Source organism: Dermatophilaceae bacterium Soc4.6, from assembly GCA_039889245.1.
GTDB lineage: Bacteria > Actinomycetota > Actinomycetes > Actinomycetales > Dermatophilaceae > Lapillicoccus.
This window is the reverse complement of record JAZGVH010000002.1, coordinates 1,579,202-1,603,351: the sequence shown is the minus strand read 5'-3', so window position 1 is coordinate 1,603,351 and position 24,150 is coordinate 1,579,202. Positions and strand designations below refer to the sequence as shown.

Annotated in this window: 21 protein-coding genes; 8 read left to right on the top strand and 13 right to left on the bottom strand. The window is 72.1% G+C overall.

Annotated elements, in window-relative coordinates; genetic code table 11:
• Window positions 1-9: 9 nt before the first annotated feature.
• From V3N99_07360 to V3N99_07315, 10 genes are read right to left on the bottom strand one after another with little or no spacing between them, the layout of a single operon-like run.
• Window positions 10-1,494, bottom strand: coding sequence for an NADH-quinone oxidoreductase subunit M (locus V3N99_07360; protein ID MEO3936564.1), 1,485 nt, complete (start codon window positions 1,492-1,494; stop codon window positions 10-12).
• Window positions 1,495-1,498: 4 nt separating this feature from the next.
• A complete protein-coding gene (locus V3N99_07355) occupies window positions 1,499-3,370 on the bottom strand; it encodes a proton-conducting transporter membrane subunit (protein MEO3936563.1) in 1,872 nt (623 codons plus the stop codon).
• A 7-nt stretch (window positions 3,371-3,377) separates the two neighbouring features.
• The gene (locus V3N99_07350; protein ID MEO3936562.1) at window positions 3,378-3,680 is read right to left on the bottom strand and encodes an NADH-quinone oxidoreductase subunit K; all 303 of its coding nucleotides are present in this window, start codon (window positions 3,678-3,680) and stop codon (window positions 3,378-3,380) included.
• Window positions 3,677-4,273, bottom strand: a complete 597-nt coding sequence (locus tag V3N99_07345) for an NADH-quinone oxidoreductase subunit J (protein ID MEO3936561.1) — start codon at window positions 4,271-4,273, stop codon at window positions 3,677-3,679. The genes V3N99_07350 and V3N99_07345 overlap by 4 nt, the downstream gene beginning before the upstream one ends.
• A 13-nt stretch (window positions 4,274-4,286) precedes the next feature.
• Window positions 4,287-5,198: an NADH-quinone oxidoreductase subunit H gene (locus tag V3N99_07340; protein ID MEO3936560.1), complete on the bottom strand. Its 912-nt coding sequence runs from the start codon at window positions 5,196-5,198 to the stop codon at window positions 4,287-4,289.
• A complete protein-coding gene (locus V3N99_07335) occupies window positions 5,195-6,322 on the bottom strand; it encodes a hypothetical protein (GenBank protein ID MEO3936559.1) in 1,128 nt (375 codons plus the stop codon). The genes V3N99_07340 and V3N99_07335 overlap by 4 nt, the downstream gene beginning before the upstream one ends.
• Window positions 6,313-6,657: an NADH-quinone oxidoreductase subunit A gene (locus V3N99_07330; protein MEO3936558.1), complete on the bottom strand. Its 345-nt coding sequence runs from the start codon at window positions 6,655-6,657 to the stop codon at window positions 6,313-6,315. The genes V3N99_07335 and V3N99_07330 overlap by 10 nt, the downstream gene beginning before the upstream one ends.
• 8 nt (window positions 6,658-6,665) lie before the next feature.
• Window positions 6,666-6,998 (bottom strand): metal-sensitive transcriptional regulator, encoded by a 333-nt coding sequence (locus V3N99_07325; GenBank protein ID MEO3936557.1) that lies wholly within the window; start codon window positions 6,996-6,998, stop codon window positions 6,666-6,668.
• 3 nt (window positions 6,999-7,001) lie between these two features.
• Window positions 7,002-9,332: a heavy metal translocating P-type ATPase gene (locus tag V3N99_07320; protein ID MEO3936556.1), complete on the bottom strand. Its 2,331-nt coding sequence runs from the start codon at window positions 9,330-9,332 to the stop codon at window positions 7,002-7,004.
• Entirely contained in the window at window positions 9,329-9,538 is a 210-nt protein-coding gene (locus tag V3N99_07315; GenBank protein MEO3936555.1) for a heavy-metal-associated domain-containing protein, read from the bottom strand. The genes V3N99_07320 and V3N99_07315 overlap by 4 nt, the downstream gene beginning before the upstream one ends.
• Before the next feature lie 947 nt (window positions 9,539-10,485).
• Here V3N99_07315 and V3N99_07310 point away from each other — a divergent pair.
• The 7 genes from V3N99_07310 (at window position 10,486) to V3N99_07280 (ending at window position 18,841) form a co-directional block, all read left to right on the top strand.
• Window positions 10,486-10,947 carry a DUF305 domain-containing protein gene (locus V3N99_07310; protein ID MEO3936554.1) on the top strand — a complete coding sequence of 154 codons (462 nt, stop codon included), beginning with the start codon at window positions 10,486-10,488 and terminating at the stop codon, window positions 10,945-10,947.
• 130 nt (window positions 10,948-11,077) lie between these two features.
• Window positions 11,078-12,643, top strand: coding sequence for a multicopper oxidase family protein (locus tag V3N99_07305; GenBank protein ID MEO3936553.1), 1,566 nt, complete (start codon window positions 11,078-11,080; stop codon window positions 12,641-12,643).
• Window positions 12,644-12,757: 114 nt separating this feature from the next.
• Complete coding sequence (locus V3N99_07300) at window positions 12,758-13,711, top strand: cold shock domain-containing protein (GenBank protein ID MEO3936552.1); 954 nt, start codon at window positions 12,758-12,760, stop codon at window positions 13,709-13,711.
• Between the two features lie 100 nt (window positions 13,712-13,811).
• Window positions 13,812-15,584 (top strand): DEAD/DEAH box helicase, encoded by a 1,773-nt coding sequence (locus V3N99_07295; GenBank protein ID MEO3936551.1) that lies wholly within the window; start codon window positions 13,812-13,814, stop codon window positions 15,582-15,584.
• 76 nt (window positions 15,585-15,660) lie between these two features.
• Entirely contained in the window at window positions 15,661-17,943 is a 2,283-nt protein-coding gene (locus tag V3N99_07290; GenBank protein ID MEO3936550.1) for a glycoside hydrolase family 3 C-terminal domain-containing protein, read from the top strand.
• A gap of 337 nt (window positions 17,944-18,280) precedes the next feature.
• Window positions 18,281-18,601: an FGGY-family carbohydrate kinase gene (locus tag V3N99_07285; protein ID MEO3936549.1), complete on the top strand. Its 321-nt coding sequence runs from the start codon at window positions 18,281-18,283 to the stop codon at window positions 18,599-18,601.
• Between the two features lie 60 nt (window positions 18,602-18,661).
• The gene (locus tag V3N99_07280; protein ID MEO3936548.1) at window positions 18,662-18,841 is read left to right on the top strand and encodes a hypothetical protein; all 180 of its coding nucleotides are present in this window, start codon (window positions 18,662-18,664) and stop codon (window positions 18,839-18,841) included.
• 75 nt (window positions 18,842-18,916) lie between these two features.
• On the opposite strand, the gene mftD is transcribed toward V3N99_07280, so the two are convergent.
• Entirely contained in the window at window positions 18,917-20,152 is a 1,236-nt protein-coding gene (gene mftD, locus V3N99_07275) for a pre-mycofactocin synthase MftD (protein ID MEO3936547.1), read from the bottom strand.
• 96 nt (window positions 20,153-20,248) lie between these two features.
• Between mftD and mftR the strand changes: the two genes are divergently transcribed.
• On the top strand, window positions 20,249-20,857 hold the full coding sequence (gene mftR, locus V3N99_07270) for a mycofactocin system transcriptional regulator (GenBank protein MEO3936546.1): 609 nt from the start codon (window positions 20,249-20,251) through the stop codon (window positions 20,855-20,857).
• Between the two features lie 31 nt (window positions 20,858-20,888).
• Here mftR and V3N99_07265 read toward each other — a convergent pair whose 3' ends face one another.
• Both V3N99_07265 and V3N99_07260 read right to left on the bottom strand, forming a co-directional pair.
• Complete coding sequence (locus tag V3N99_07265; protein ID MEO3936545.1) at window positions 20,889-21,692, bottom strand: MBL fold metallo-hydrolase; 804 nt, start codon at window positions 21,690-21,692, stop codon at window positions 20,889-20,891.
• Window positions 21,689-23,890 carry an alkaline phosphatase family protein gene (locus V3N99_07260; GenBank protein MEO3936544.1) on the bottom strand — a complete coding sequence of 734 codons (2,202 nt, stop codon included), beginning with the start codon at window positions 23,888-23,890 and terminating at the stop codon, window positions 21,689-21,691. Before V3N99_07260 ends, V3N99_07265 begins: the two co-directional genes overlap by 4 nt.
• Window positions 23,891-24,150 lie beyond the last annotated feature (260 nt).

Below are 24,150 nucleotides of genomic sequence, written 5' to 3'. Positions count from 1 at the left end.
GCAGCAACCTCACCGGCTCACCAGCTCGACGACGGAGCGCGCGGCGGGCGCGATCGTGTCGAGCACCACCCGCGGCGCGATCCCGATGACGACGGCCAGCGCCACGAGCAGGCCGGCGGGCAGCCATTCGTGGGTGTGCAGGTCGGTGAAGCCCTGCGCCTTGCCGGTCGTCGGGCCGGTGAAGACCCGCTGCAGCGCCCGCAGGAAGAGTGCGGCGGTCACGATGATGCCGAGCAGGGCCACGGCCGTCGCGGGGGCGAGGGCGATGCTGCCGGTGAAGACCTGGAACTCCGCGATGAAGCCGCTGAAGCCGGGAAGCCCGAGGGAGGCGAACGCGGCGAGGGCGAAGAGCGTGGCCAGGCGCGGGGCGGGGCCGGCGAGGCCACCGTACGCGTCCATGGCGTAGGTGCCCCGACGCTCGTGGAGCACCCCGACGAGGAGGAAGAGCGCGCCGGTGATGAGGCCGTGGCTGACCATCTGGGTGACCGCTCCGTTCACCGCGGCCTCGCGCGCTGCCGCGTCGCTGGGAGCGAACAGGCCGGCGGCGCCGACGCCGAGCACGACGTAGCCCATGTGGTTGACCGAGGTGTAGGCCACCATCCGCTTGAGGTCTGACTGGGCGAGGGCGACGAGCGCGCCGTAGAGCACCGAGACGACACCGACGGCGATGATCGCCCACGACCACGCCCGCCACGACCCGGGCAGCATCGGCATGGCGACCCGCACGAAGCCGTAGGTGCCCATCTTGAGCAGCACCCCGGCGAGCACCACCGACCCCACGGTGGGCGCATCGGTGTGCGCCGGTGGGAGCCAGGTGTGGAAGGGGACGGTCGGCGTCTTGATCGCGAGCCCCAGCAGGAGCGCGCCGAGCACGAAGCCCCCGGCGACCGGGTGCCCCTGCAGCGGAGCGGCCGCCACCAGCCCGGGGATGTCGAAGGTGTGCGGCTGCGCGTAGACGGCGAGCCCGATGAAGCCGCCCAGCAGGGCCAGCGACCCGAGGAAGGTGTAGAGGAAGAACGTCAGCGCCGAGCGCTCGCGGTCACCGTGGCCCCAGCGGGAGATCGCGAAGTACATCCCCACGATCGACAGGTCGAAGAAGACGAAGAAGAGGATGAGGTCCTGGGCAACGAACAGGCCCAGGCAGGTGCTCTCGAGGAAGAGGAACAGCGCCGCGTGCGGGCGCGGGCGGTCGTCCTGGCGCATCGAGTGGATAGCGGCGGCGACGAAGACGACCGCGGTGAGCGCGAGCAGTGGCAGGGAGAGTCCGTCGACACCCACGTGGTAGCTCGACCCGACGCTGGGGATCCATGGCACCTGCGCCTCGGCGGTCAGCCCGCTCGCCCCGGGGTCGCGACCGACCCAGACGCCGGCGACGAGACCCAGCACGACGACCGAGGTCGTGAGCCACGCCCAGCGCGAGGGGGCGGCCGGCACCGGGGCCACCGCCAGCACGAGGGCCACGGCGAGGGGGAGGAAGACGATCACGGACAGCACGGGGTCACCTGACGAGGACGAGGAGGACGGCAGCGACGGCGAGGACGGCGACGCTCTGGGCGTAGTACTGGTGGAGCTGGCCGGTCTGGGGGCGGCGGGCGAGGCTCCCGGCCCGTCGTACGGCATGCGCGAGGCCCTTCACTGCCCGGTCGATGACGTCGCCGTCGAACCGGGCTGCCAGGTCGGAGAGACGCAGAGTGGTGCGAGCGGTCGAGGCGACGGCTGCGGAGAGGACCTCGTCGTCGAAACGCGCCAGGGAGCCGGCCAACCGGTCGGTCGGCTCCACCACGGCTCGCTGCATGAGGTCCTCCAGGTGAAGCCAGTCACGGGCCCAGGCCGGCTCGGGCAGACGCACCCGCCAGGCGACGACGAGCACGACCAGGGCGAGCGCGGCCGAGGCGAGCAGCTCCACCAGGCCGGGCGCAGGCGCCCGCGGGTCGCCTACCGCCGAGGCGAGGGCGCTGGAGACCGGGGGGAGGACCAGGACACCGAGACCGGCTGCCCCGAGGCCGAGGACGAGCATCGGCACCCGCATCGCGGTGGTGACCTCTCGTGTCCCCTCCTCCTCGGTGTCGAGCCTGGCGTCAGCGGTGCGGTCGGCGTCGCTCTCGAGCGGGGCGAGGACGACGGCGAGCACGCGTCCGGCGTAGCCCGCCGAGAGCGCAGCCCCCAGCAGGCCGACGGCGTAGAGCGCGGTGCCGTGCTCGACGGCGGAGGCGAGCACGGCCTCCTTGCTCGCCCACAGGGCCAGGGGCGCTACCCCGGCGAGGCTGAGCAGGCCGAGCGTGGCCACGACGCCGACGAGCGGCCAGCGCCGGCCGGCCCCGCGCAGCGCGGGCAGCGCCTTGGTGCCGAGGGCCGACAGCCAGGCGCCGGCGACGAGGAAGAGCAGTGCCTTGGTGGCTGCGTGGGCCACGAGCTGGGTGGTGCCGGCGGTCACGCCACCGACTCCGGCGGCGAGCACGACGAAGCCGAGCTGAGAGGCGGTGGAGGCGGCGAGCACCTGCTTGAGGTCTCGCTGGGCGATCGCCACGACGCCGAGGACGACGGCGGTGACGGCGCCGACCCAGGCGACCGCTGGGCCGACCCAGGTGGCGGTGAGCAGGTCGGGCACGCGCAGCAGCAGGTAGCCGCCCATGGCGACCATCGCGGCGGAGTGCAGGAGGGCGCTGACCGGGCTGGGTCCGACCATGGCCCGCGACAGCCAGAAGGAGAAGGGCAGCTGGGCCGCCTTCCCCAGCCCGGCGACGGCGACACCGGCGGCGACGACGGTGCGGGGCCCGGGGTCGGCGTGCGCGAGGTCGGCCAGGGCCAGCCCGTGCCCGCCGGCGAGCGCTGCCGCCGCGGCGACGTAGAGACCGAGGTCGGCGGCGCGTGTGGTGACGAAGGCCACCAGACCGGACGAGACCCGCTCCGGGTCACGCCAGGAGAAGCCGATGAGGGCGTACGACGTCGCGCCCATCACCTCCCAGGCCAGCAGCAGCGTCGGCAGGGTCGTTGCGGTCACGGTGATGAGGACGGCGGCGGTGAACAGCAGCATGAGCCCGCCGAAGCGGCCCGGGGCCTGGTCGACGTCTCGCTCACCGCCGGCGGCGAAGGTCAGCGCAAGGAGGGCGACGGCGGCGACGGTGACGGAGACGACGGCGGCGAGCCCGTCGACCCGCAGCCCCAGGTCGGTGCCGAGCAGGAACGGGGTGCTGGTGCTGGGGCGCGTCGCCGCGGCGACGATGGTGAGGGCCAGGGTGACCGCGGCGGCGCTCAGGGTGGCGCCGTGCGCGACCCGGCGAGACGTGGGTCGGGTCAGGGCCAGCGCGGTGCCGGCGACGGCGGGCACGACGGGCAGGGCCCAGGCGAGCAGGCTCAGATGGGGGCTCATGGGTTCCTCATCCGGCGAGGTCTCCCGCCATGTCGGTCATGTCGCTGCCGCGCCGCCGGTGGACCAGGACGGCGACCGCGAAGCCCATGGCCATCTCGAGCGTCATGACCGCGAGCACCACGAGCAGCAGGACCTCGCCGGTGGGTCGCGGGGCCAGGAAGAGCCAGATCGCTGCCGCGGCGAGGACGAGGCCGTTGAGCATGAGCTCGAGGCCCATCATCACCATCACGACGACCTGCTGCGAGAGGGCGCCATAGAGCCCGACGCAGAAGAGTGCGGCGGCGACGACGAGGACCAGCTGGAGGGTCATCGGCCGACCCCACCGGGTGTCGGGTCCTGCGCCGGGTGGTCGAGGTCGTCGCCGAAGCGGTCGTAGCGGGTGCGCCCCGAAGCGAGCACCACCCCACCGACGATGGTGGCGAACATGATCGGGCTCACCGACATCATCACGAGCATCTTGCTCCCCATGAGGGTGTGGCCGAGGGCCGCGATGTCGCTCGCGGTGGAGGCCGACCCGGCCGCGCCCGGCCAGGGAGCGACCACGATGCCGACGACGAGGAGCGCGAAGAGCGCGACGGAGACGGCCAGGGCGGCCCGCTTGCCGTGGACCATGTCCATGGGCATGAGCGCGGGGTTCATCCCCATGAACATGATCATGAAGACGGCCATGATCGCCATCTCCATCACCATCATGAGGATGGTGATGACCCCGAGGTAGGTCAGGCCGAAGGTCAGCAGGGCGAGGGCTACGGCGACGAACGAGCACGCCAGGGCGTAGGTCGCGCGCGCCATCGAGTCGACCACGAAGACCAGCGCCCCGGTGACCACCGAGACCGCGGCGAGGAGCAGGAAGACCACGATCACGGCCGACCCCCTGGCGCGCGCCGGCAGCGACGGCGGCACGGACGGTCGTTGCTCATGACGCCACCACCAGCGAGACGACGAGCAGCTGCGCCAGCGCCAGCGGCAGCAGGACCAGCCAGCCGACCTCGAGGAAGCGGTCCGGCCGCAGCAGGACCAGGCGGCCGCGAACCGCGACCAGGGCCAGCACGACCACGAGGGTCTTCAGACTCATCCACATCCATCCGGGCAGGAGCGGACCCTGAGTGCCGCCGAGGAACAGCGCCGTGGCGAAGGCGGATCCGGCCGTGAGCAGCAGGTAGCGACCGGCACCCGCGAGCAGCCGGTCGGGGCCGGAGAGCTCGGCCAGCACCCCACCGGCGAGGTCGGGTGCGGCGGCCGGCGACAGGGGGCCCCAGACCGAGAAGCCGACGACACCGAGCAGGGTGATGGCGAAGGCGACCGGCATCCACACGACGTACCACAGCCCCGACTGGGCGGCGACGACGTCGCTCACGCGCAGGCTGCCAGCGGCGACCGCCGGTGTCGTGAGGGCGAACATCAGCGGCAGCTCGTAGGCCAGCGCCGTGGCGAGGAAGCGGAAGGCCCCGACCAGGGCGTAGGTCGAGTTGGCGCCCCACCCGAGCAGCCACACCAGGGCCCAGACCACGACGTCGGCAGCGTTGAACCAGACGATCCCGATGGGTGAGTCCAGCACGGCAGGAGGCCCGAGGGGGACGACTGCGGCCATGAGCAGCGGGATCAGGGCAAGCCCGGCGCCGCCGATGCGCCACAGCGGGGAGTCGGCCGCCAGCAGCGTGCGCCGCTCCTGGCGCAGCAGACGGGCCGTCTCGGTCGCCGGGAGCAGGGCACCCACGCCCGGGGACGCACCGACGGTGCGCGCGGCAAGGGCGCCGTGCGCGGACGCAGCGAGGGTGGCGAGGACCAGGAGGGTGGCCACTGTCCACCACACCGGGATCAGGGTCATGACGGGTGCCCCACGAGGCTGGCGACGGTCAGGCGGGCGGACGCGAGCTCACAGCCCACGAGGAGGTCCGGAAGGGCAGTGGCAACGGTGTCGAGACCCGTTGCGACAGATAGCGTCTCGCTGCTGAAGGCGGTCAGCCGCAGGAGCCGGTCGTAGGCGTCACCGACCCACGCACCGGGCCATCCGTGGTCGACCGCCTGCTCGGGGCTGACCGGGCCGACGCGCCGCAGTGAGCGGCGCAGGGTCCGTGACCGCCCCACGCGACGGCACAGGTCGATGAGATCGGGGCTCTCGCCGTCGAGGACCTGGTCGCGGGCGGTCCGAGCCCGGGCCGCCAGAGCGTCGGCTCCCGTGAGATCCAGCACCCGGGCGGCGGCGTCGAGCCGGTAGGCCCTCGCGGCGAGGTCGGCCGGCGCGTGCGTGTCGGTGTGCGTGTCGGTGTGAGTGTGGGGCGGGGTGACGTCGACCTCGACGCCAGCGATCACGTCTCCGGACAGGGTGGCGGTGACGACGAGCCCGGCCGGCCACGTGGCGAGGACCGGCCCGAGCGGCAGGTGCAGCACGTCCATCTCGAGACCGTCCCGGTCGTCGTCCGACCCCGAGGCCAGCGCGATCCCACCGGGCCCGGACATGTCCATGTCCATCTCGCCGTCCATGCCGTCCATGCCGTCCATGCCGTCCATGCCGTCCATGCCGTCCATGTCCATCTCGCCGTCCATGCCGTCGCCCGCACTGTCGTCGTGCTCGTCGTGCGGCCCCTGCTGAGGGTCTGCATGTTCCGGATCGGGCTCCGGTCGGGCGTCCTGCGCCGACCACCCGCGGTAGCCGGCGGCGAGGGCGTCGAGCGCCGGCTCGACGTCGACGACCGTGACGACCCTGCCTCGGCTGCGGGGCCCAGGGACCTGCGACCAGACGTGCTCGACGCCCGCGGTCTGCTGCTCGCCACTGGCGGTGCCGCACTCCAGGAGTGCGTCGGCGTCGGCAGGAGACGTGGCGAGCACCCAGCCTCGCGCGGTGACTGCGCGTTCGGCCCGTGCTCGCGTCACGAACTCGCCCGGGTGCTCGACGAGGAGCACGTGCAGGCGCCGCGAGGCGAGCCGGGCGAGGGCGCTGCTCAGACCCATCGGAGCGCTCCTTCGCGCCAGGCCCACAGCACCCCGACGAGCAGGACGCCGAGGAAGGCGAACATCTCGACGACCGACCCGAGGCCTTCACTCGCGACGACGACCGCCCAGGGGTACATGAAGAGCATCTCGACGTCGAAGGCGAGGAAGAGCAGGGTCGCGACATACCACCGGGCGTGGAAACGCGACAGGGCGTGCTCGGTGGGCAGCGCCCCGGACAAGAACGGCAGCGCTGGCGCGGGCAAGGCCTGGTGAGTGAGCCGGTGGCCGCCGTAGAGCGTGGCGACTCCGAGCAGACCGGCGCCGAGCAGCAGGAGGAGTGGGAGGAAGGCCATGGGTCTGCTCAGGACCTGACGAGGCGCGCGATGGCGGCGGAGGCCTCGGCAAGCTTGTCGTCGGCGGCGGGCCCCCCCTGGGCGACGGCGTCGACGACGCAGTGGCGCAGGTGGTCCTCGAGCAGGCCGAGGGAGACCGCCTGCAGGGCCTTGGTCATCGCCGAGACCTGGGTGAGGATGTCGATGCAGTAGGTGTCCTGCTCGACCATGCGCTGCAGCCCGCGGGCCTGGCCCTCGATGCGGCGCAGCCGGGCGAGGTAGGCGTCCTTGTTGCCGATGTAGCCGTGCGGGCCCTCGTGCCCGCCAGGGATGCCGGTCGGGTCGGTCGGGAGGTCGCTCATCGCTCAGCCCTTCTGGCTCTCGGAGGTGATGGAGTGCCCGGTGAAGCCTCGCAGCCGCAGGCTGTTGCCGACGACGAAGAGGGACGACAGGGCCATGGCGGCACCGGCGAGCATGGGGTTGAGCAGACCGGCGGCGGCCAATGGTAGCCCGGCGACGTTGTAGGCGAACGCCCAGAAGAGGTTGCCCCGGATCACGCCGAGCGTGCGCCGCGAGAGGCGGATCGCGTCGCCGGCCGAGCGAAGGTCGCCACTCACGAGGGTCAGGTCTGAGGCCTCGATGGCGACGTCGGAGCCGGTGCCCATGGCCAGGCCGAGGTCGGCCTGAGCGAGTGCGGCGGCGTCGTTGACTCCGTCACCGACCATGGCCACGACCCGTCCCTGCTCCTGCAGGGCGCGGACCACGTCGACCTTGCCCTGCGGGAGCACGTCGGCGACGACCTCGTCGATGCCGACCTGCGCGGCGACGGTGCGGGCGACGGCCTCATGGTCTCCGGTCAGCAGCACGGGGGTGAGTCCGAGCTCGCGCAGCTCGCGCACGGCGAGGGCGCTGGAGTCCTTGATCGTGTCGGCGACGACGATCACGGCGTACGGCGACTGGTCGACGGTGACGACGACGGCGGTGCGTCCCGCTGCTGCCGCCTCGCTGAGCGCGTCGCGCAGAGCGGGGTCGAGGTCGCCGGCCACGAGGCTGGGGCGCCCGACCATCACCGCCCGGCCCTCGACCGTGCCCCGCACGCCGAGCCCGGGCATGTTCTCGAAGTCGTCCACGGGCGGCAGCGGCCCCACCTTCGAGCGGGCCCCTGCAGCGACAGCCTGCGCGACAGGGTGCTCCGAGGCGGACTCGAGGGCCCCGGCGAGACGCAGGGCCTGGTCGTGGGCATCGCTGACCTGAGCACCGACCTGAGCGCTGACGTGCACGCTGACGAGGGCCATCCGGCCGGTGGTGACCGTGCCGGTCTTGTCGAGCAGCACGGTGTCGACCCGGCGGGTCGACTCCAGCACCTCCGGGCCCTTGATGACGATCCCGAGCTGGGCGCCGCGGCCGGTGCCCACCATGAGGGCGACCGGGGTCGCCAGACCGAGGGCGCACGGGCAGGCGATGACCAGCACCGCGACCGCGGCGGTGAAGGCGACCTGGGCGCCGGCGCCGGCGACGAGCCAGCCGGCGAGGGTGGCGAGCGAGATCAGGATGACGACGGGCACGAAGACGGCCGAGACCCGGTCGGCCAGCCGCTGCACGGCGGCCTTCCCGGTCTGGGCCTGCTCCACGAGCCGCCCGAGCTGGGCCAGCTGGGTGTCGGTGCCCACGCGCGTAGCCCGCACGAGCAGCCGGCCTCCGGCGTTGACGCTCGCCCCGACGACGTCATCGCCCGGGCTGACCTCCACCGGCACGGACTCCCCGGTCAGCATGGACACGTCCAGGGCTGAGCTGCCGTGCTCGACGACCCCGTCGGTGGCGACCTTCTCGCCCGGTCGGACGACGAAGACGTCGCCGATCGCCAGGCGCTCGACCGGCACCTGCGTCTCGACCCCGTCCCGAATGAGGGCGACGTCCTTGACGCCGAGCTCGAGCAGCGAGCGCAGGGCGGCTCCGGCACGACGCTTGGCCCGTGCCTCGGCGTAGCGGCCGGCGAGCAGGAAGGTGGTGACGCCAGCTGCGGCCTCGAGGTAGATCGAGCTACTGCCCTCACCGCGGCTCAGCGTCAGCTCGAAGGCGTGCCGCATGCCGGGCCGGCCGGCGTCACCGAGGAAGAGCGCCCAGAGCGACCAGAGGAAGGCCGCGCTCACCCCCATCGAGATGAGCGTGTCCATCGTCGTCGCGCCGTGGCGCAGGTTGACCCAGGCGGCGCGGTGGAACGGCCAGGCCCCCCAGACGGCCACGGGTGCGGCAAGGGTGAGGGAGAGCCACTGCCACGAGGTGAACTGCCACGCCGGCATCATGGCGAGCACGACCACCGGCACGGTGAGGACGGAGGAGATGATCAGCCGCTGGCGCAGGGCACGGGCCTCCTGAAGACTCGCGTCGCCCGGGCTGACATCCCGTGGCTCGCCGGGGAACGTCTCGGCGCTCGAGTCCTGCGGGGGCCGCGGCACGCTGGCGTGGTACCCGGCGGCTGCGACGACTTCGAGGAGCTGGTCGGTGCCGACGTCGGCCGAGGCCGAGACGGCAGCCTTCTCCGTCGCGTAGTTGACGCTCGCGGTGACCCCGTCGATCTTGTTGAGCTTCTTCTCGATCCGCATCGCGCACGAGGCGCACGTCATCCCGATGATCTCGAGGGTGACGTCCCGCAGGACCGGCTCATCGCTGCGTGCGGTCGTGGTGGGCGTGGTCATGAGCGGACGAGCTCGTAGCCGGCCTCGTCGACGGCCACGGCCACGGTCTCCTCGTCCAGGGGAGCAGTGCTGTCGACCGTCAGACGCCCGCCCTCGAGGTCGACCCGCACGGCCTGCACGGTGTCGATCGCGGTGACCTCCTGCGTCACCGCGCGAACGCAGTGGTCGCAGGTCATGCCGTTCACGGTCCAGCTCTGGGTGCTCATGTCAGGTCCTTTCATCGGGGCCTTCGATCTTACCAGTACCCGGTAGGGGTATAGCAAGTCCTGCGGACGCGACCACCCCCTGGGCTGAGGTGCGAGGAGGTGCCGCTCGGGCGCTCGGTGGGGTGTATGGCACCAGCAGACGGGCCGTGGGGCCCCCTGTGCGACCATGAGCTGGTGACCGGATTTCTGCCCAGGGCGCTCCCGTCCGCGGGGGCCCCGTCGGCCCTGGCGGTGCGGTGCTTCAGCGTCTTGTGCCTGGCGGTCGCGATCTTGGTGATGCACACCATGGGCATGGGGCACCCAGCGGAGTCCTCGTCGCCGATGACCTCGATGTCGGCTACCGCGTCGGGTTCCGTCGCGCCCGTCCTGCTCGCCGCAGAGGCGGCCCCCACGGTCTGCGACCACGACTGCGCTGATCCCTCTCATCCCATGGACATCATGGGTGGGCAGATGTGTCTGGCGGTGCTGACGTTCGCGACCCTTTTCCTTCTGGGACTGGGGCGTGGTACCCGTGCCCGTGACCTCGCGCTGTCGTGTCCTCGCGCGTGGCGTGGCCTGCCGCTCTCCGGGCGAGCCACACCGTCCCATCTGACTCCCTCGCTGTCCCGCCTCTGCGTCCTGCGCACCTGAGCTGAGCGGCCGGTGGTTGCCCGCACGCGACCACCGGTAACCCGCGCTCATCCACTCAGCTGCACAGACCGATGGAGGAACCACCGATGAACCGTGCCCTGCGCACCCTTGCGCTGCCCGCTGCCCGCTGCCCTGGTGACCACCCTGGTGCTCACCGCCTGCGGGAGCCCATCCAGCACCACGACGTCCGACCCCGGCGGCACGCCCAGCATGAGCGCCCCCAGCCCCACGACAGGCGGGGGTGCGGCGACCCTCCGTCCACCGGCGCCCCCGCGCAGGGACCGCACAACACTGCCGACGTCAGCGTCGCCACGGACATGATCCCGCACCACACGCAGGCGGTGACCATGGCCGCGATGGCCACGACGGCCGCCACCACCGCTGACGTGAGGACCCTGGCCGCGGCCATCTCCGCGGCCCAGGCGCCGGAGATCCAGACCATGTCTGGCTGGCTGGCCGGCTGGGGTGCACCCGTGCCCGAGACCGCGGCCGGCGCGCCCGGCATGGCTGGGATGAGTGGGATGGGCGAAGGCACGTCGGACGGGATGATGACCGATCAGCAGATGTCTGACCTCGGATCCGCCACAGGTCTGGCCTTCGACCGGATGTGGCGGCAGCTGATGATCAGTCACCACCAGGGGGCGGTCGCCATGTCCACGACCGAGCTGTCGGCGGGTGAGAACCCCGAGGCCAAGGCCCTGGCGCAGTCGATCATCGACGGTCAGAGCACCGAGATCACCACCATGGAGCGGTTGCTGGCCGCCGCGCCCGGCTCCTGACCGCCTGGGGTAGGACCACCACCCCTCCCGGTAGGCGGCACCTCGGCTGGCTCCTCCCCGTCCGACGTGCTGATGCCTGCCGACCACCCGTTCGAGCCTCTGACTTTCTGATCCGTGAACAGGACCCACCATGAACGACACACGTCAGCCCGACGAGCACCGCCCCACCATCACCCGACGCCACGCCCTCCAGCTGGGGGTCGGCGGCCTGGTCGTCGCCGGCGTCGGCACCGCCGGAACACTGTCCTGGCGCCGCAACGCGGATGCTGCTCCGGTCACCCCCACGTCCCCCGAGGTGCGGGCCGCCGAGCAGGGCCGAGCCAAGACCGGCAAGCTCGTGACACGGAAGCTGGTGGCCCAGCCCACGACCATCGACCTGGCCGGACGGCAGGCCACGACCTGGGGATTCGGCGACGGCGTCCCCACGTCAGCGATCAGGGCCTCCGCAGGAGACCAGCTGCGGGTGGACCTCAGCAACCACCTGCCCGCAGCCACCACCATCCACTGGCACGGTCTGGCCCTGCGCAACGACATGGACGGTGTCCCCGACGTCACCATGGCCGCCGTCCAGCCTGGCGGCAGCTTCCGCTACCAGTTCACCCTGCCCCACCCCGGCACGTTCTGGTTCCACCCCCACGTCGGGGTCCAGCTCGACACCGGGATGCTCGGCGCACTCGTCATCGAGGACCCGGCCGAACCGCTGGCGTACGACGACGACGTCGTCCTCGTGCTCGACGACTGGACCGACGGGATCTCAGCCTCGCCCGACACCGTGCTGGCGGACCTCGCCGCCAACGGCATGCCCGGCATGGGCAGCGGCATGAGCGGCATGAGCGGCATGAGTGGAATGGGCGGCATGAGTGGTTCGGGCGGCATGGGGACGGACGACCAGCACCCGCTCGGCCAAGACACCGGCGACGTGCGCTACCCCTTCCATCTCATCAACGGCAAGCCGCCGAAGGACCCCACGGTCGTGACGACGAAGCCGGCAAAGCGTGTGCGGCTGCGTCTGGTGAACGCTGGCTCCGACACCGCCTACCGGTTCGCCATCGGCGGCCACCGGCTCAGGGTCGTGGCGGCCGACGGGTACCCCGTGCAGCCGGTCGACGTCGACACGCTGATCCTCGGGATGGGGGAACGGTACGACGTGATCGTCACCGCGCAGTCGGGTGCCTTCCCGATCATCGCCGTCCCAGAAGGCAAGCCCGACCAGCCTGCGTTCGCGGTCCTGAGGTCAGGGTCTGGTACCACTCCCGCGGCCACCGCGCCGGAGCTGAGCGGTCGTCGTCTGACCTATGCCGACCTGCAGCCCACGGCAGCCGTCGCCCTGCCCACCAAGACGCCGGATCGGACCCTCGACGTCGGCGTGCAGATGGGCAACGGGGGCCGCGAGTGGCTGATCAACGGCAAGACCTACGCCGATCACGTCCCCTTGCACGTCAGGTCCGGTGAGCGGGTCCGCCTGCGGCTGCAGAACCAGACCATGATGTTCCACCCGATGCACCTGCACGGCCACACCTTCGCCCTCGTCACCAACGGGACACCGGGGGTCCGCAAGGACACCATCAACGTCCTGCCCATGCAGACCCTCGAGGTCGACCTGCACGCTGACAACCCCGGCCAGTGGCTACTCCACTGTCACAACGCCTACCACGGAGAGCTGGGGATGATGACCGTCATGTCCTACGTTCGTTGACCGGGGTGTCCTGACCCCCGCCGGCACGGCGCAGCCCGCCACGCGTCCTCCGGCGTCACTCCGGTCGGGGACACTGGGGGAACACCGACCGTAGCTCTCGACAAGGAGTCAGCCGTGACCGAGGGAACCGTCCGCTGGTTCGATGCCGACCGGGGGTTCGGCTTCATCGCCCTCGGGCAGGACGCAGACGACCTGTACGTCCATGCGTCCGAGATCGTCAGCGACGGCGCGATGAAGCTGCTCCGGGAGGGGCAGGTGGTCGAGTTCGAGATCGGCGAGGGTGACCGCGGCCCGCAGGCCCGCCGGGTCCGGGTCACGGCCGACCGGGCCGCCGACACGCCGTTGGGCGTGCTCGGCACCATCGCCTGGTACGAGCCCGCCAAGGGGTACGGCTTCATCACGCCCGACGGCGGTGGTGGCGAGATCTTCGTTCACGGTTCGGCCATCGTGGGGGGCGGCGTCGTCTCGGAGGGGCAGCGTGTGGCGTTCCTCGTCGTCGACGGGGAGAAGGGGCCGCAGGCTGACCACCTGCTCCCCCTGGGAGCCGAGGCCGCGCATCAGGCCGTGCCATCCGACGGCGCAGACGGGGCGGACGGCACGGTGTCCTGGTACGACGGGGACAAGGGCTTCGGGTTCATCACCCCGCAGGCGGGCGGCCCCGATGTCTTCGTCCACGTCCGCGAGCTGGCCGACGGGCTGCCCGAGCTGGGCGAGGGGGACCGGGTGACGTACGACGTCGTCGTGAGCGCGAAGGGCCCGCAGGCTCGCGACGTGCGCCTCGCGCGCGGCTCGGCACGGCGGGGCGCACCTGCGGCGTCGACAACCCGCCCACGGTCGGGACGCCAGGAGGCATCCGACGCCCCGGTGCGCGGCGGCGAGGGCGTGGTCGCGCGCTACGACGCGGAGCGGGGGTTCGGCTTCATCGCCCCGGACGCGGGAGGCGCCGACCTGTTCGTGCACGTGTCGGTCATCAGCGGCGCCGAGGCGCTGCACCAGGGCGATCGGGTCCGCTACCAGGTGCGACAGAGCGATCGAGGACCACAGGCCGACCGCGTCGAAGTGGTGTGAGGTGGGAGGCGCCAGCGAAGCCGGGTCGGGTACTGGCGCCCGCACCCACTACCGTTGAGCGGTGAGTGATGTAGCGACTGAGGCCCCCGAGGCACCCGAGATGCCGACCTTCGCCGAGCTCGGGTTGCCCGAGAAGGTGCTCGCCGTGCTGCGCGACGTGGGCTACGAGACCCCGTCGGCGGTGCAGGCCGCGACGATCCCGCCGCTGCTCGAGGGTCGTGACGTCGTCGGCGTCGCTCAGACCGGCACCGGCAAGACGGCGGCCTTCGCGCTGCCGATCCTGTCCCGGCTGGACCTGGCCCAGAAGACGCCGCAGGCGCTGGTGCTCGCCCCGACGCGCGAGCTCGCCCTGCAGGTGTGCGAGGCCTTCGAGAAGTACGCCGCCCACCTCAAGGGCGTTAAGGTCCTGCCCGTCTACGGCGGCCAGGGGTACGGCGTGCAGCTCTCCGCACTGCGCCGCGGCGTCCACGTGGTCGTCGGCACCCCCGGCCGGATCATGGACCACCTCGACAAGGGCACGCTCGACCTCACCCAGCTGCGATTCCTGGTCCTCGACGAGGCCGACGAGATGCTCAATATGGGCTTCGCCGAGGACGTCGAGAAGATCCTGGCCGACACCCCGAAAGAGAAGAACGTCGCGCTCTTCTCGGCGACCATGCCGGCCCAGATCCGCCGGCTGTCGAAGAAGTACCTCAACGACCCGGTCGAGATCACCGTCAAGGGCAAGACGTCGACAGCGGCGAACATCATGCAGCGCTACCTCACCGTCAGCTACCCGCAGAAGGTCGACGCCCTGACGCGGATCCTCGAGGTCGAGAACTTCGAGGGCATGATCGTCTTCGTCCGCACCAAGAACGAGACCGAGACCCTGGCCGAGAAGCTGCGGGCCCGGGGGTTCTCGGCCACGGCGATCAACGGTGACGTGGCCCAGAACGTGCGCGAGCGCACCGTGAACCAGCTCAAGTCCGGCGCCCTCGACATCCTGGTCGCCACCGACGTGGCGGCCCGTGGCCTCGACGTGGAGCGGATCAGCCACGTGGTGAACTACGACATCCCGACCGACCCCGAGTCCTACGTGCACCGCATCGGCCGCACCGGTCGGGCCGGGCGCAGCGGCGACGCGATCTCGTTCGTCACCCCGCGGGAGAAGTACCTGCTCAAGGCCATCGAGAAGGCCACCCGCCAGCCGCTGACCCCGATGGCCTGGCCGAGCGTCGAGGAGGTCAACAGCACCCGCCTGGCCCGCTTCGACGACCAGATCACCGCGGCGCTCCAGGCAACGAACCGGATCGAGGGCTTCCGCGAGATCGTGGCCCACTACGTGCGCGAGTACGACGTGCCCGAGGTCGACGTCGCAGCCGCACTGGCCGTCGTGGCTCAGGGCAGCGAGCCGCTGCTGCTCGACCCGGCTGCCGAGCAGTCGCGGCGACCCGAGCGGCCCGAGCGGCCGGACCGCAGCGAGCGGCCCGAGCGCGGCGCCGGCGTCAGGGGGGGCAGCAAGCCCAGCTGGAGCGACCGGGGTGACCGGCCCGAGCGCGGCGCCGAGCCCGAGCGTCGGGCACGGCCCAGTAACGTGCCGCTCGCGACCTACCGGATCAACGTCGGAAAGCGGCACAAGGTGGAGCCGCGCCAGATCGTCGGCGCCATCGCCAACGAGGGCGGCCTCAGCCGCAGCGACTTCGGCGCCATCGCCATCCGGCCCGACTTCTCGCTCGTCGACCTGCCGGCCGACCTGCCGGCCGAGGTCTGGGACAAGCTGCGCGCCACCCGCATCTCGGGCCGGCTGATCGACCTGGCCAAGGACGAGGGTGGGCAGGGGTCGGCGGAGCGCTCCGCTGACCGCCCGGCTCGCAAGCCCCCTCACCAGGGCTGACCGACTCTCCAGCGGTCGCCCTGGTCTCCTGGGCACCCACCTGTCCCGGTCGGCGCGACGGGGAGAGGATGGGGGCATGGCCCTGGACATCGACGCCCTGCTCACCCAGCTGACCCTCGCCGAGAAGGCCTCGCTGACCAGCGGCTCCGGCTTCTGGTGGACCACGCCGGTCGAGCGCCTCGGCATCCCGCGGATCATGGTCTCCGACGGGCCGCACGGGCTGCGGGCGCAGCCGGTGGAGGGTGACCACGTGGGGCTCGGCGGGTCGCTGCCGGCGACCTGCTTCCCGACCGCGTCGGCCGTCGCGTCGAGCTGGAATCCCGACCTGCTGCGCCGGATCGGGGTCGCGCTGGGGCAGGAGGCGCGGGCCTGCAACCTGTCGGTCGTGCTCGGGCCCGGCATCAACATGAAGCGGTCACCCCTGTGCGGCCGCAACTTCGAATACCTCAGCGAAGACCCCTTCCTGACAGGGGAGCTCGCGGTCGGCATGGTCGACGGGATCCAGTCGCAGGGCGTCGGTACGTCGCTCAAGCACTTCGCGGTCAACAACCAGGAGACCGACCGGCTGCGCGTGGACGCCCAGGTCGACGAGCGCACCCTGCGCGAGATCTACCTGCCGGCCTTCGAGCGCGTCGTGACGGCGGCGCAGCCCTGGACGGTGATGTGCTCCTACAACAAGGTCAACGGCGTGTCCGCGTCGCAGAACCACTGGCTGCTGACGACGGTGCTGCGTGAGCAGTGGGGCTACCAGGGCCTCGTCGTCTCCGACTGGGGAGCCGTCTACGACCGGGTGCCGGCCCTGCTGGCCGGGCTCGACCTCGAGATGCCACCGGCGCTGGGGCGCAGTCCGCAGGCGGTGGTGGCGGCGGTGGAGTCCGGCGACGTGCCCTCGCACGTCCTCGACACCCGGGTCCGCACGGTGCTCGAGCTGGTCGACAAGGGCTCCGCCGTGCTCGACCTCGACGAGCCCTTCGACCCCGACGCCCACCACGCGCTCGCACGGGAGGCGGCGGCCGAGTCGATCGTGCTCCTCACGAACGACGGTGTGCTGCCTCTTCGCCCGGATGCGCGGATCGCCGTGCTGGGCGAGCTCGCCCGCACCCCGCGCTTCCAGGGGGCCGGGTCCTCCCAGGTCAACCCGACGAGGGTCGACTCCGCGCTCGACGAGCTCACGGCCACCTACGGGCCGGTGCCGTTCGCGGCGGCATACGGCATCGGCCTCAGTGGCGGCGACGTCGACGAGCAGGCCCTGCTCGCCGAGGCCGTCGAGGTCGCGACCTCGGCGAGCACCGTGGTGATGTTCATCGGGCTGCCGGCGGCCGACGAGTCGGAGGGCTTCGACCGCACTCACATGGAGCTGCCCGCGGTGCAGCTGCGGGCCCTGCGCGCCGTGGCGGCAGCGGCCCCCGAGGTCGTCGTCGTGCTGGTCAACGGCTCGACCGTCCTGCTCGACCAGGTGACGCCGTATGCCTCGGCGCTGGTCGAGGCGTGGCTCGGCGGTCAGGCCGCCGGCTCGGCCGTCGTCGACGTGCTCACCGGCCGGGTCAATCCCTCGGGCCGGCTGGCGGAGACCATCCCGCACCGGCTCGAGGACAGCTCGTCCTACCTGGGCTTCCCGGGCGACTCGCACGTCGTGCGCTACGGCGAAGGGCTCTACATCGGCTATCGCGGCTACGACCGCTGCCGCCAGGACGTCGCGTTCCCCTTCGGATTCGGCTTGTCCTACACGACCTTCGCCGTCTCGGACCTCGCAGTCGACACCTCAGGAGAGGTGGCGCAGGGCACCCTCGCGGCGACGGTGACGGTGTCGGTGATGAACACGGGCGTCGTCGACGGCGCGCAGGTCGTGCAGGTCTACGTCAGCGACCCCGAGGTCTCGGTCACGCGACCGGTCAACGAGCTCAAGGGTTTTGCCAAGGTGCACCTCCGTCCGGGTGAGACCCAGCGGGTCGCGGTGGCCCTCGACCAGCGGGCGTTCTCCTTCTGGTCGGTGCGCCATCAGGCCTGGGTCGTCGAGCAGGGGGACTTCACGATTCATGTGGGCACGAGCTCACGCGACCTGCCGCTGGAGCACACGCTCTCGGTGGCCGCTCCCTCGATCACCGCGCCGCTCACGCGTGACTCGACGCTGCAGGAGTGGGTCAGCGACGAGACGGGCCGGCGGGTCCTGGAGGAGGCGGCGGGCGCGGGGGCCACGATGAACGCGCTGAGCGACGAGCTGGTGGGCGTCATCGGCAGCATGCCGATGAGCACCCTCGCGAGCTTCGGTGGGATGGCTCTGAGTCACGACGCGCTCGACCGGGCCGTGGTCACCTGGCAGGAGCGGACCCGGACAGCGGATGCCGGCGCCACCACGTAGCCCCGGCCGGCCGCCAGCGCCGACCAGCCGTCTGGTCGCGGACGTCGAGGTCGTGCACACCCTCGCCCGCCCGCGCGTCGCGGGCCACCACCTTGCCTCCTGAGGCGGCCTGAGCCCGGCTGTCTGTCCTCACCGTGGCCGGGCCCCGGGTCCATCGCTCCGCCCCTGCCCCGGCGCCGCGCCGCCGAGCCCCGAGGTGACGCCAGGTCCCACCGCTGCGGGTGGATCACCGCCTTCACCGAGTCCTTGGCGGTCTTGCCGAGCCTCAACGCCTCGGCGGTCTCGGCGAGCCCGAAGTGCGGCCGGCACGTCGACGTCGGGCAGCCTCACGTCGTGGGTGCAGGGGCTCGTCGGGGGAGTGCCCTTCGAGACCCTGGTCGCGGCGGCCGCGCGGGTGCCCGCGGGTTCAGACGGACTGCTTCTGCTGCCGTACTTCGCCGGTGAGCGGACGCCGATCTTCGACCCGGACGCCCGGGGCGTGGTCGCTGGCCTCACCCTCAACCACAGCCGTGGCCCCCTCTTCCGCGCGGTCTACGAGGGCATCGCCTTCGGGGTCCGGCAGATCCTCGAGCTCCTCGACACGCCGGCCAACCCCGTCGAGCGCATCGTGGCCGTCGGGGGCGGCACGCAGGGGGGTCTGTGGACGCAGGTGGTGTGACGTCACGGGTCGCACGCAGCACGTGCCCACCCAGACCATCGGGGCGTCGTACGGGGCCTCATGGCCGCGGTCGGTGTGGGGCTGGTCCCCCCGGAGACCGACTGGGCCCAGGCCGGCACCACGGTCACGCCCGACGCCGACCACCGCGAGGTCTACGGCGAGCTGTACGGTCTCTACACCTCGCTCTACGGCGCCAGCCGCCCGCAGGTGCACGCCCTCGCCCGCCTGCAGGGCGACTGACCACGCGGGCTGGGACGATGACGACGACGACGACGAGGAGCCACCCCCGGACGGGCCCCGGGAGCGGCGGGCCCCTCAGGCGCCCAGCGTGCGCTCGAAGTCGTCCGGGACCTCCAGCACGTCCGGCGTCAGCTCGGCGAGGGAGGAGACGCCGAGCCCGAGCATGGCGGAGTTGATGCCGCTGCTCATCACGTCGAGCACGTTCTCGACGCCGGCCTGGCCGTTGGCGGCGAGGCCCCAGAGGTAGGCGCGGCCGATCATGACCGCCTTGGCGCCGAGCGCGACGGCCTTGACGACGTCGGAGCCACGCCGTACGCCGCCGTCCATGACGACGTCGATCTCCCTGCCCACGGCGCGGGACACCGGCCCGATACAGCGGATCGTCGCGGGCGTGCCGTCGAGGTTGTTGCCGCCGTGGTTGGAGACGGAGATGGCGGAGACGCCGGCGTCGACCGCGCGGCGGGCGTCGTCGACGCGGCATACCCCCTTGAGCATGAAGGGTTTTCCGCCGCTGAGCTGCGACCACTGCTCGCGCATCCAGGCGACGTCGTCCCACGTCGGGGGGGTCGTGGTCATCCACTCGTAGTAGGCACCGAAGAAGGTCGGACCCTTGGCCTGACCGGGGGCCGCGAGGTTGGGCGCGGTGAGGTCGGGGATGGTCAGCGTCTTGCCGAACTGCCACATCCACCGCGGCCGGGTCACGACCTGGGGAGCCATGCGGATCATCGTCTTGAGGTCGACCTTCTCGGGGATCTCGGGCGAGCCCCAGTCGCGGCCCATCGAGAACGACCAGTCGAGGGTGGCGATCAGCCCCTGGGAGCCCGCGTCGTGCGCCCGCTGCATCCGCTGCACCATCACGTCGCGCTCGCCGGTCCAGTACATCTGGAAGAAGGTCTTGTCGTTGACCGCGCAGACCTCCTCGACCGACTTGGAGGCGAAGTTGCTCAGACCCATGATCGTGCCGCGGGCCGCGGCCGCCCGGGCCACGGCCACCTCACCGTCCGGGTGCACGGCCTGGACCCCGGTCGGGCTGATGATGACCGGCAGCGGGATCTGCTGCCCCATCACGGTGGTCGTCGTGTCGCGGGTGGGCTGCTGGCCGGCGACGTGCGGCGCGAAGCCGAGCTCGCGGAAGGCGGCCTCGTTGTCGGCGATGGTCTGGCCGCGCTCCGAGCCGGCCACCAGCGCGCCGTAGACCGGTGCCGGCAGACGCTTCCGGGCGCGGGCCTGGGCGACGGCCACCGACTCGAACCACGGGTTCTGCTTCCAGGGGTTCTCGAGCGCGGGGAGCCAGTCGGGCTTGGTGGTCACGGGGGCCTCACGTCGTCGGGGGCAGTCGGGGTGTCTGCCCCACGATAAATGCACTCGATGCCATAATGGAAGGGCTGAGACCGATAGGTTGACGTCGTGTCAAAGCGCCCCACTGCTGGTCGGCCCGAGGTGACCTCACCGGCGCAGATCGAGCAGGCCGCCTTCCGGCTCTTCGCCGAGCAGGGTTTCGACGACACGACACTCGAGGCCATCGCTGCCGAGGTCGGGGTCGGACGCCGCACCCTCTTTCGCTACTACCGCTCCAAGAACGACATTCCCTGGGGGCAGTTCGACCGAACTCTCGACGCCTTCCGGACCAACCTGGCCAGCATGCCCGATGACCTGCCCCTGCACGAGGCGGTTGGCCGAGCGGTCATGCTGTTCAACGCGTTTCCCGCTGACGCCCTGCCCTCGCACGCCGACCGGATGCGCCTGATCATGCAGACGCCCACCCTGCGGGCCCACTCGGTCCTGCGCTACGCCGAGTGGCGTCGGTGCATCGCCGTGCATGCCGCGACCCGACTGGGACTCGACCCCGACGACCTCGTCCCCGAGCTGGTCGGCCAGGTGAGTCTCGCCCTGACCCTCACGGCCTACGAGCGGTGGCTGCGTGACCCCGCCGTCGACGTGACGGCGCTGCTGGAGGAGGCCATGGCCGCCCTGCGGACCTATGTCGGCGAGACCGGGGCGGGCCCAGCCCGCTGAGCTGCCTCGAGTCCGACCCCCCGGTGGCCACTCACCCCCCGGGACTGGCAGGCACGGGCCAGGGAGGGCCGTCGGGGGTGAGCTCGACGAGCGTCGTGACGGGTGCGCGCTCGGCGAGCTCGTCGCGGAACGTGCGGAGGGGGCGCCGCACCCAGTCGAGGGACGCGAGGTGGAAGCCGAGGGGGTGGAGGGTGCCGTGGTGGATGGGCACGACCTGGGGCACCGCCAGGCGCCGGCAGACCTCGGCGGCGCCGGCCGGGTCGAGGTGGCCGCCGGACAGGCGCGGCCCCCAGCCGTGGATCGGCAGGAGGGCCACGTCGACCGGCCGCCCGGCGAGCTCGTTGAGCCGCTCCAGCCCGGCGTAGGCCGCGGTGTCGCCGGCAAACCAGATGACCGCCTCGGGCGACCGCACCAGGAAGCCGTGGGCCACGTCGGGGCGGTGCAGCATCGGTCGGGAGTGGTGCTCCGCCTTGACCAGCCGCACCTCCACCGGGCCGGCACCCGAGGTGGGCCCGGCCCCCAGGAGTGGCACAGTCTGCCAGTCGGTGGTGACTACCTGACCATCGATCCCTCTGTGCTGCAACCACTCTGCGACAGATCTCGAGGCCAGCACGGGTGTGCCGCCGAGCATTCGCAGGGAGGGCAGGTCGGCATGGTCGAGGTGCAGGTGCGACAACAACACCGCGTCGGTGCCGGCCCAGTCGGCCGGCGACGGGGTCGCCGCCACCCGGCGCAGGAGCCCGGCGTGCTTGCGCAGCAACGGGTCGGTGAGCAGTCGGACGCTGCCGAGGTCGAGGACGACGGTGGCGTGGCCGAGCCAGCGGATGCTGCTCACAGAGCACCGTCGAGCTGATGGGGCTCGCCAGGCTGAGCCAGGTGGTCGATCGGCCCGGCGCCGACCCCCCGGCGCCAGGCCAGCAGCTGCCGGTGAACGGCAACCGGACCCACGAGCAGCCGCTCACCGCCGACGTCGTCCACGAGGTCGGGGTCGACCGTCCAGGCCTTCGGGTGCACCAGCAGGGCATCGTTCTGGGGGCCGCCGACCCCGCCGTGCGAACCGACCTGGTGCTCGAAGGCCAGCACCCGACCGCGCTCGTCGACCTCGGAGACAACCACCACGTCGCCGCAGTGCTCGAGCCGGTGCAGCCGGGAGAGGTCGGCGGCGGTCCGCGAGGGGTAGCCGTCGAGGGGGTCGTCGCCGTCGACCTCGCCCGTGGCCAGCGACCGCGCTCCCCGCCGACCGAGCACCAGCGGCGCCCCGTCGTCGGACGTGACCATGACGAGCCCGACTCCGGGGGTGGCCACCAGGCCGGGCACGAGGCGCGGCCAGCGGCCCACGATCTCGTCGAGCCCCGGGCGCCGGGCCTGGCGCGGGAACCACGCCATGGCGAGGTTGCCGCCCGCGGTGAGTGCGAGCTCAGGCAGGGTGGGCGGGGCGTCGGCCCGAGGCCTACCAGCACGCTGCGCACGCTGCGCACGCTGCGCACGCTGCGCCACGGCAGCTCGGTCGGGACCGAGCACCACCCGGTCGACGCGGCCCCACCGCGCGAGCACCGAGGCCACCAGCGCGTTGACCGGGCCCCATTCCTCGCCGGCCGACCGCTCGACCCGGGTGACGTCGTCCTCGCCGTCCATGAGCCCAGCGACGTGGTCGACGAGAGTGTGCCCACTGACCTGCTCGAAGGTCGGCCCGAGGCTCTGCCCGTGGTCAGAGAGGACGACGAGCTCGTACTCCCGCAGGCAGGAGCGGGCCACGTCACGCAGCGAGCCGAGCACTCCGTCGAGCCCCTCGAGCGCCCGGAGCGCCTCGGGCCGCTCGGGCCCGGCGTGGTGGGCGATCTCGTCGTAGTCGACGAAGTCGACGAAGACGATGGGCCGGCCCGCCGCCATCTCCTGAGCCACGAGCGACAGGTTGAGCTTTCGCAGCAGCACGTTGGTGATGCCCCGCAACACGACGTAGCGGCCCGCGCGCGAGATCCTGGGCTCCACGCCGCGCACCTTCGCCCGGTTGGCCTGGTAGATCTCCTTCACCATCTCGCCGAGGGTCAGCACCATCGCCCCCGGCAGGAGGAACGGCCGGGCGAAGAAGGAGAAGTACGTCGCGCCGGAGCCCAGGCTGCGACTGCCCGCGGCCCGGCTGATGGTGAGGTAGGCGTGCTCTGCCCCGCCGCCGTAGGTCGTGCTGATGGCTGTGCCGCCCTCTCGCAGCAGTCCCTGCCCGGGCGGGAAGCGTCCTTCGACGATTCGCGAGTCGACGGGTCGGCTGGCCGCGAGCAGCCGCCCGGACTCGCGGTCCCACCACCTGAACGCCGGGACCTGCTGGTCGTCGCCGTGCAGGATGCCGGCCATGCTGGCGGGGGTCGTGGACGGGATGGTGGCCCACCACCGGGTCGCCGTGTGGCTGGTGCCGATCCAGTGGGAGAGGTTGGGGGCCTGCCCGCCCTCGATGGCGCGTCGCAGGACCGGTGCCGACACGCCGTCGAGCTGCACGACGAGCAGTCCGCGCGTGTCCTCGCCCGATGCGCGCAGGGCGGTGCGACGGTGCGCGGTCAGGAGGCGGCCGGTGCGGCCGGTCGCGGCGCCCACGACGTAGCCGCTGTCGGTTGCGCCCAGGAGCCACCGCCCGAGGGCGAGGAAGCCGCCAGCGACCACCAGCACCGTCGCGGCGTCGCCCCACCCCAGCCCCGGGGCGCCGATCGCCCACACGAGCGCCACGGCCAGCAGGGTGAGCTGGGCGGCGACGCCGAGGACCATGGCGAGCAGCACGCTGCCCCATGATGCGAGCCGCCGCAGCACCGGGCTGATGACCGTCTCGAGCACGAAGAAGCCTGCCGCGAGAGCCGTCAGGAGGACGGGTGAGCTGTGCACCGCGCCACCGATGACCGCCAGCCCGACGCTCACGCCGAGCCCGACCACCAGCACCGACCAGACCGCACCGGCGAGGTCGCGCAGCACCGGACGCGGCCACGAGCCGCCGGTCTCGTCGTCGCCCCCCGCCCAGCCCGACCGGGGGAGGGGCGGCGGCGGCTTCACCTCGCCAGTATCACCGTGGGATCACCGTCGGATCACCGGTGGAGCTCACCGAACGTCCGACAGGGCGGTGCGACGAGAGTCGTCGCACCGCCCTGCTTCGAGATCGTCAGCCTGGCTGACCCAGGATCACTGCTCCGGGTAGGTGAAGGTGCCGGCTGTTCCGACGACGCTGGTGAGGCCACCGGTGACGGCGGCCGTGGTGCACCTGACTGACGTGGCTTCGTCCTGACGTGGCTTCGTGAGTCGCGTCGGGGTGCGCC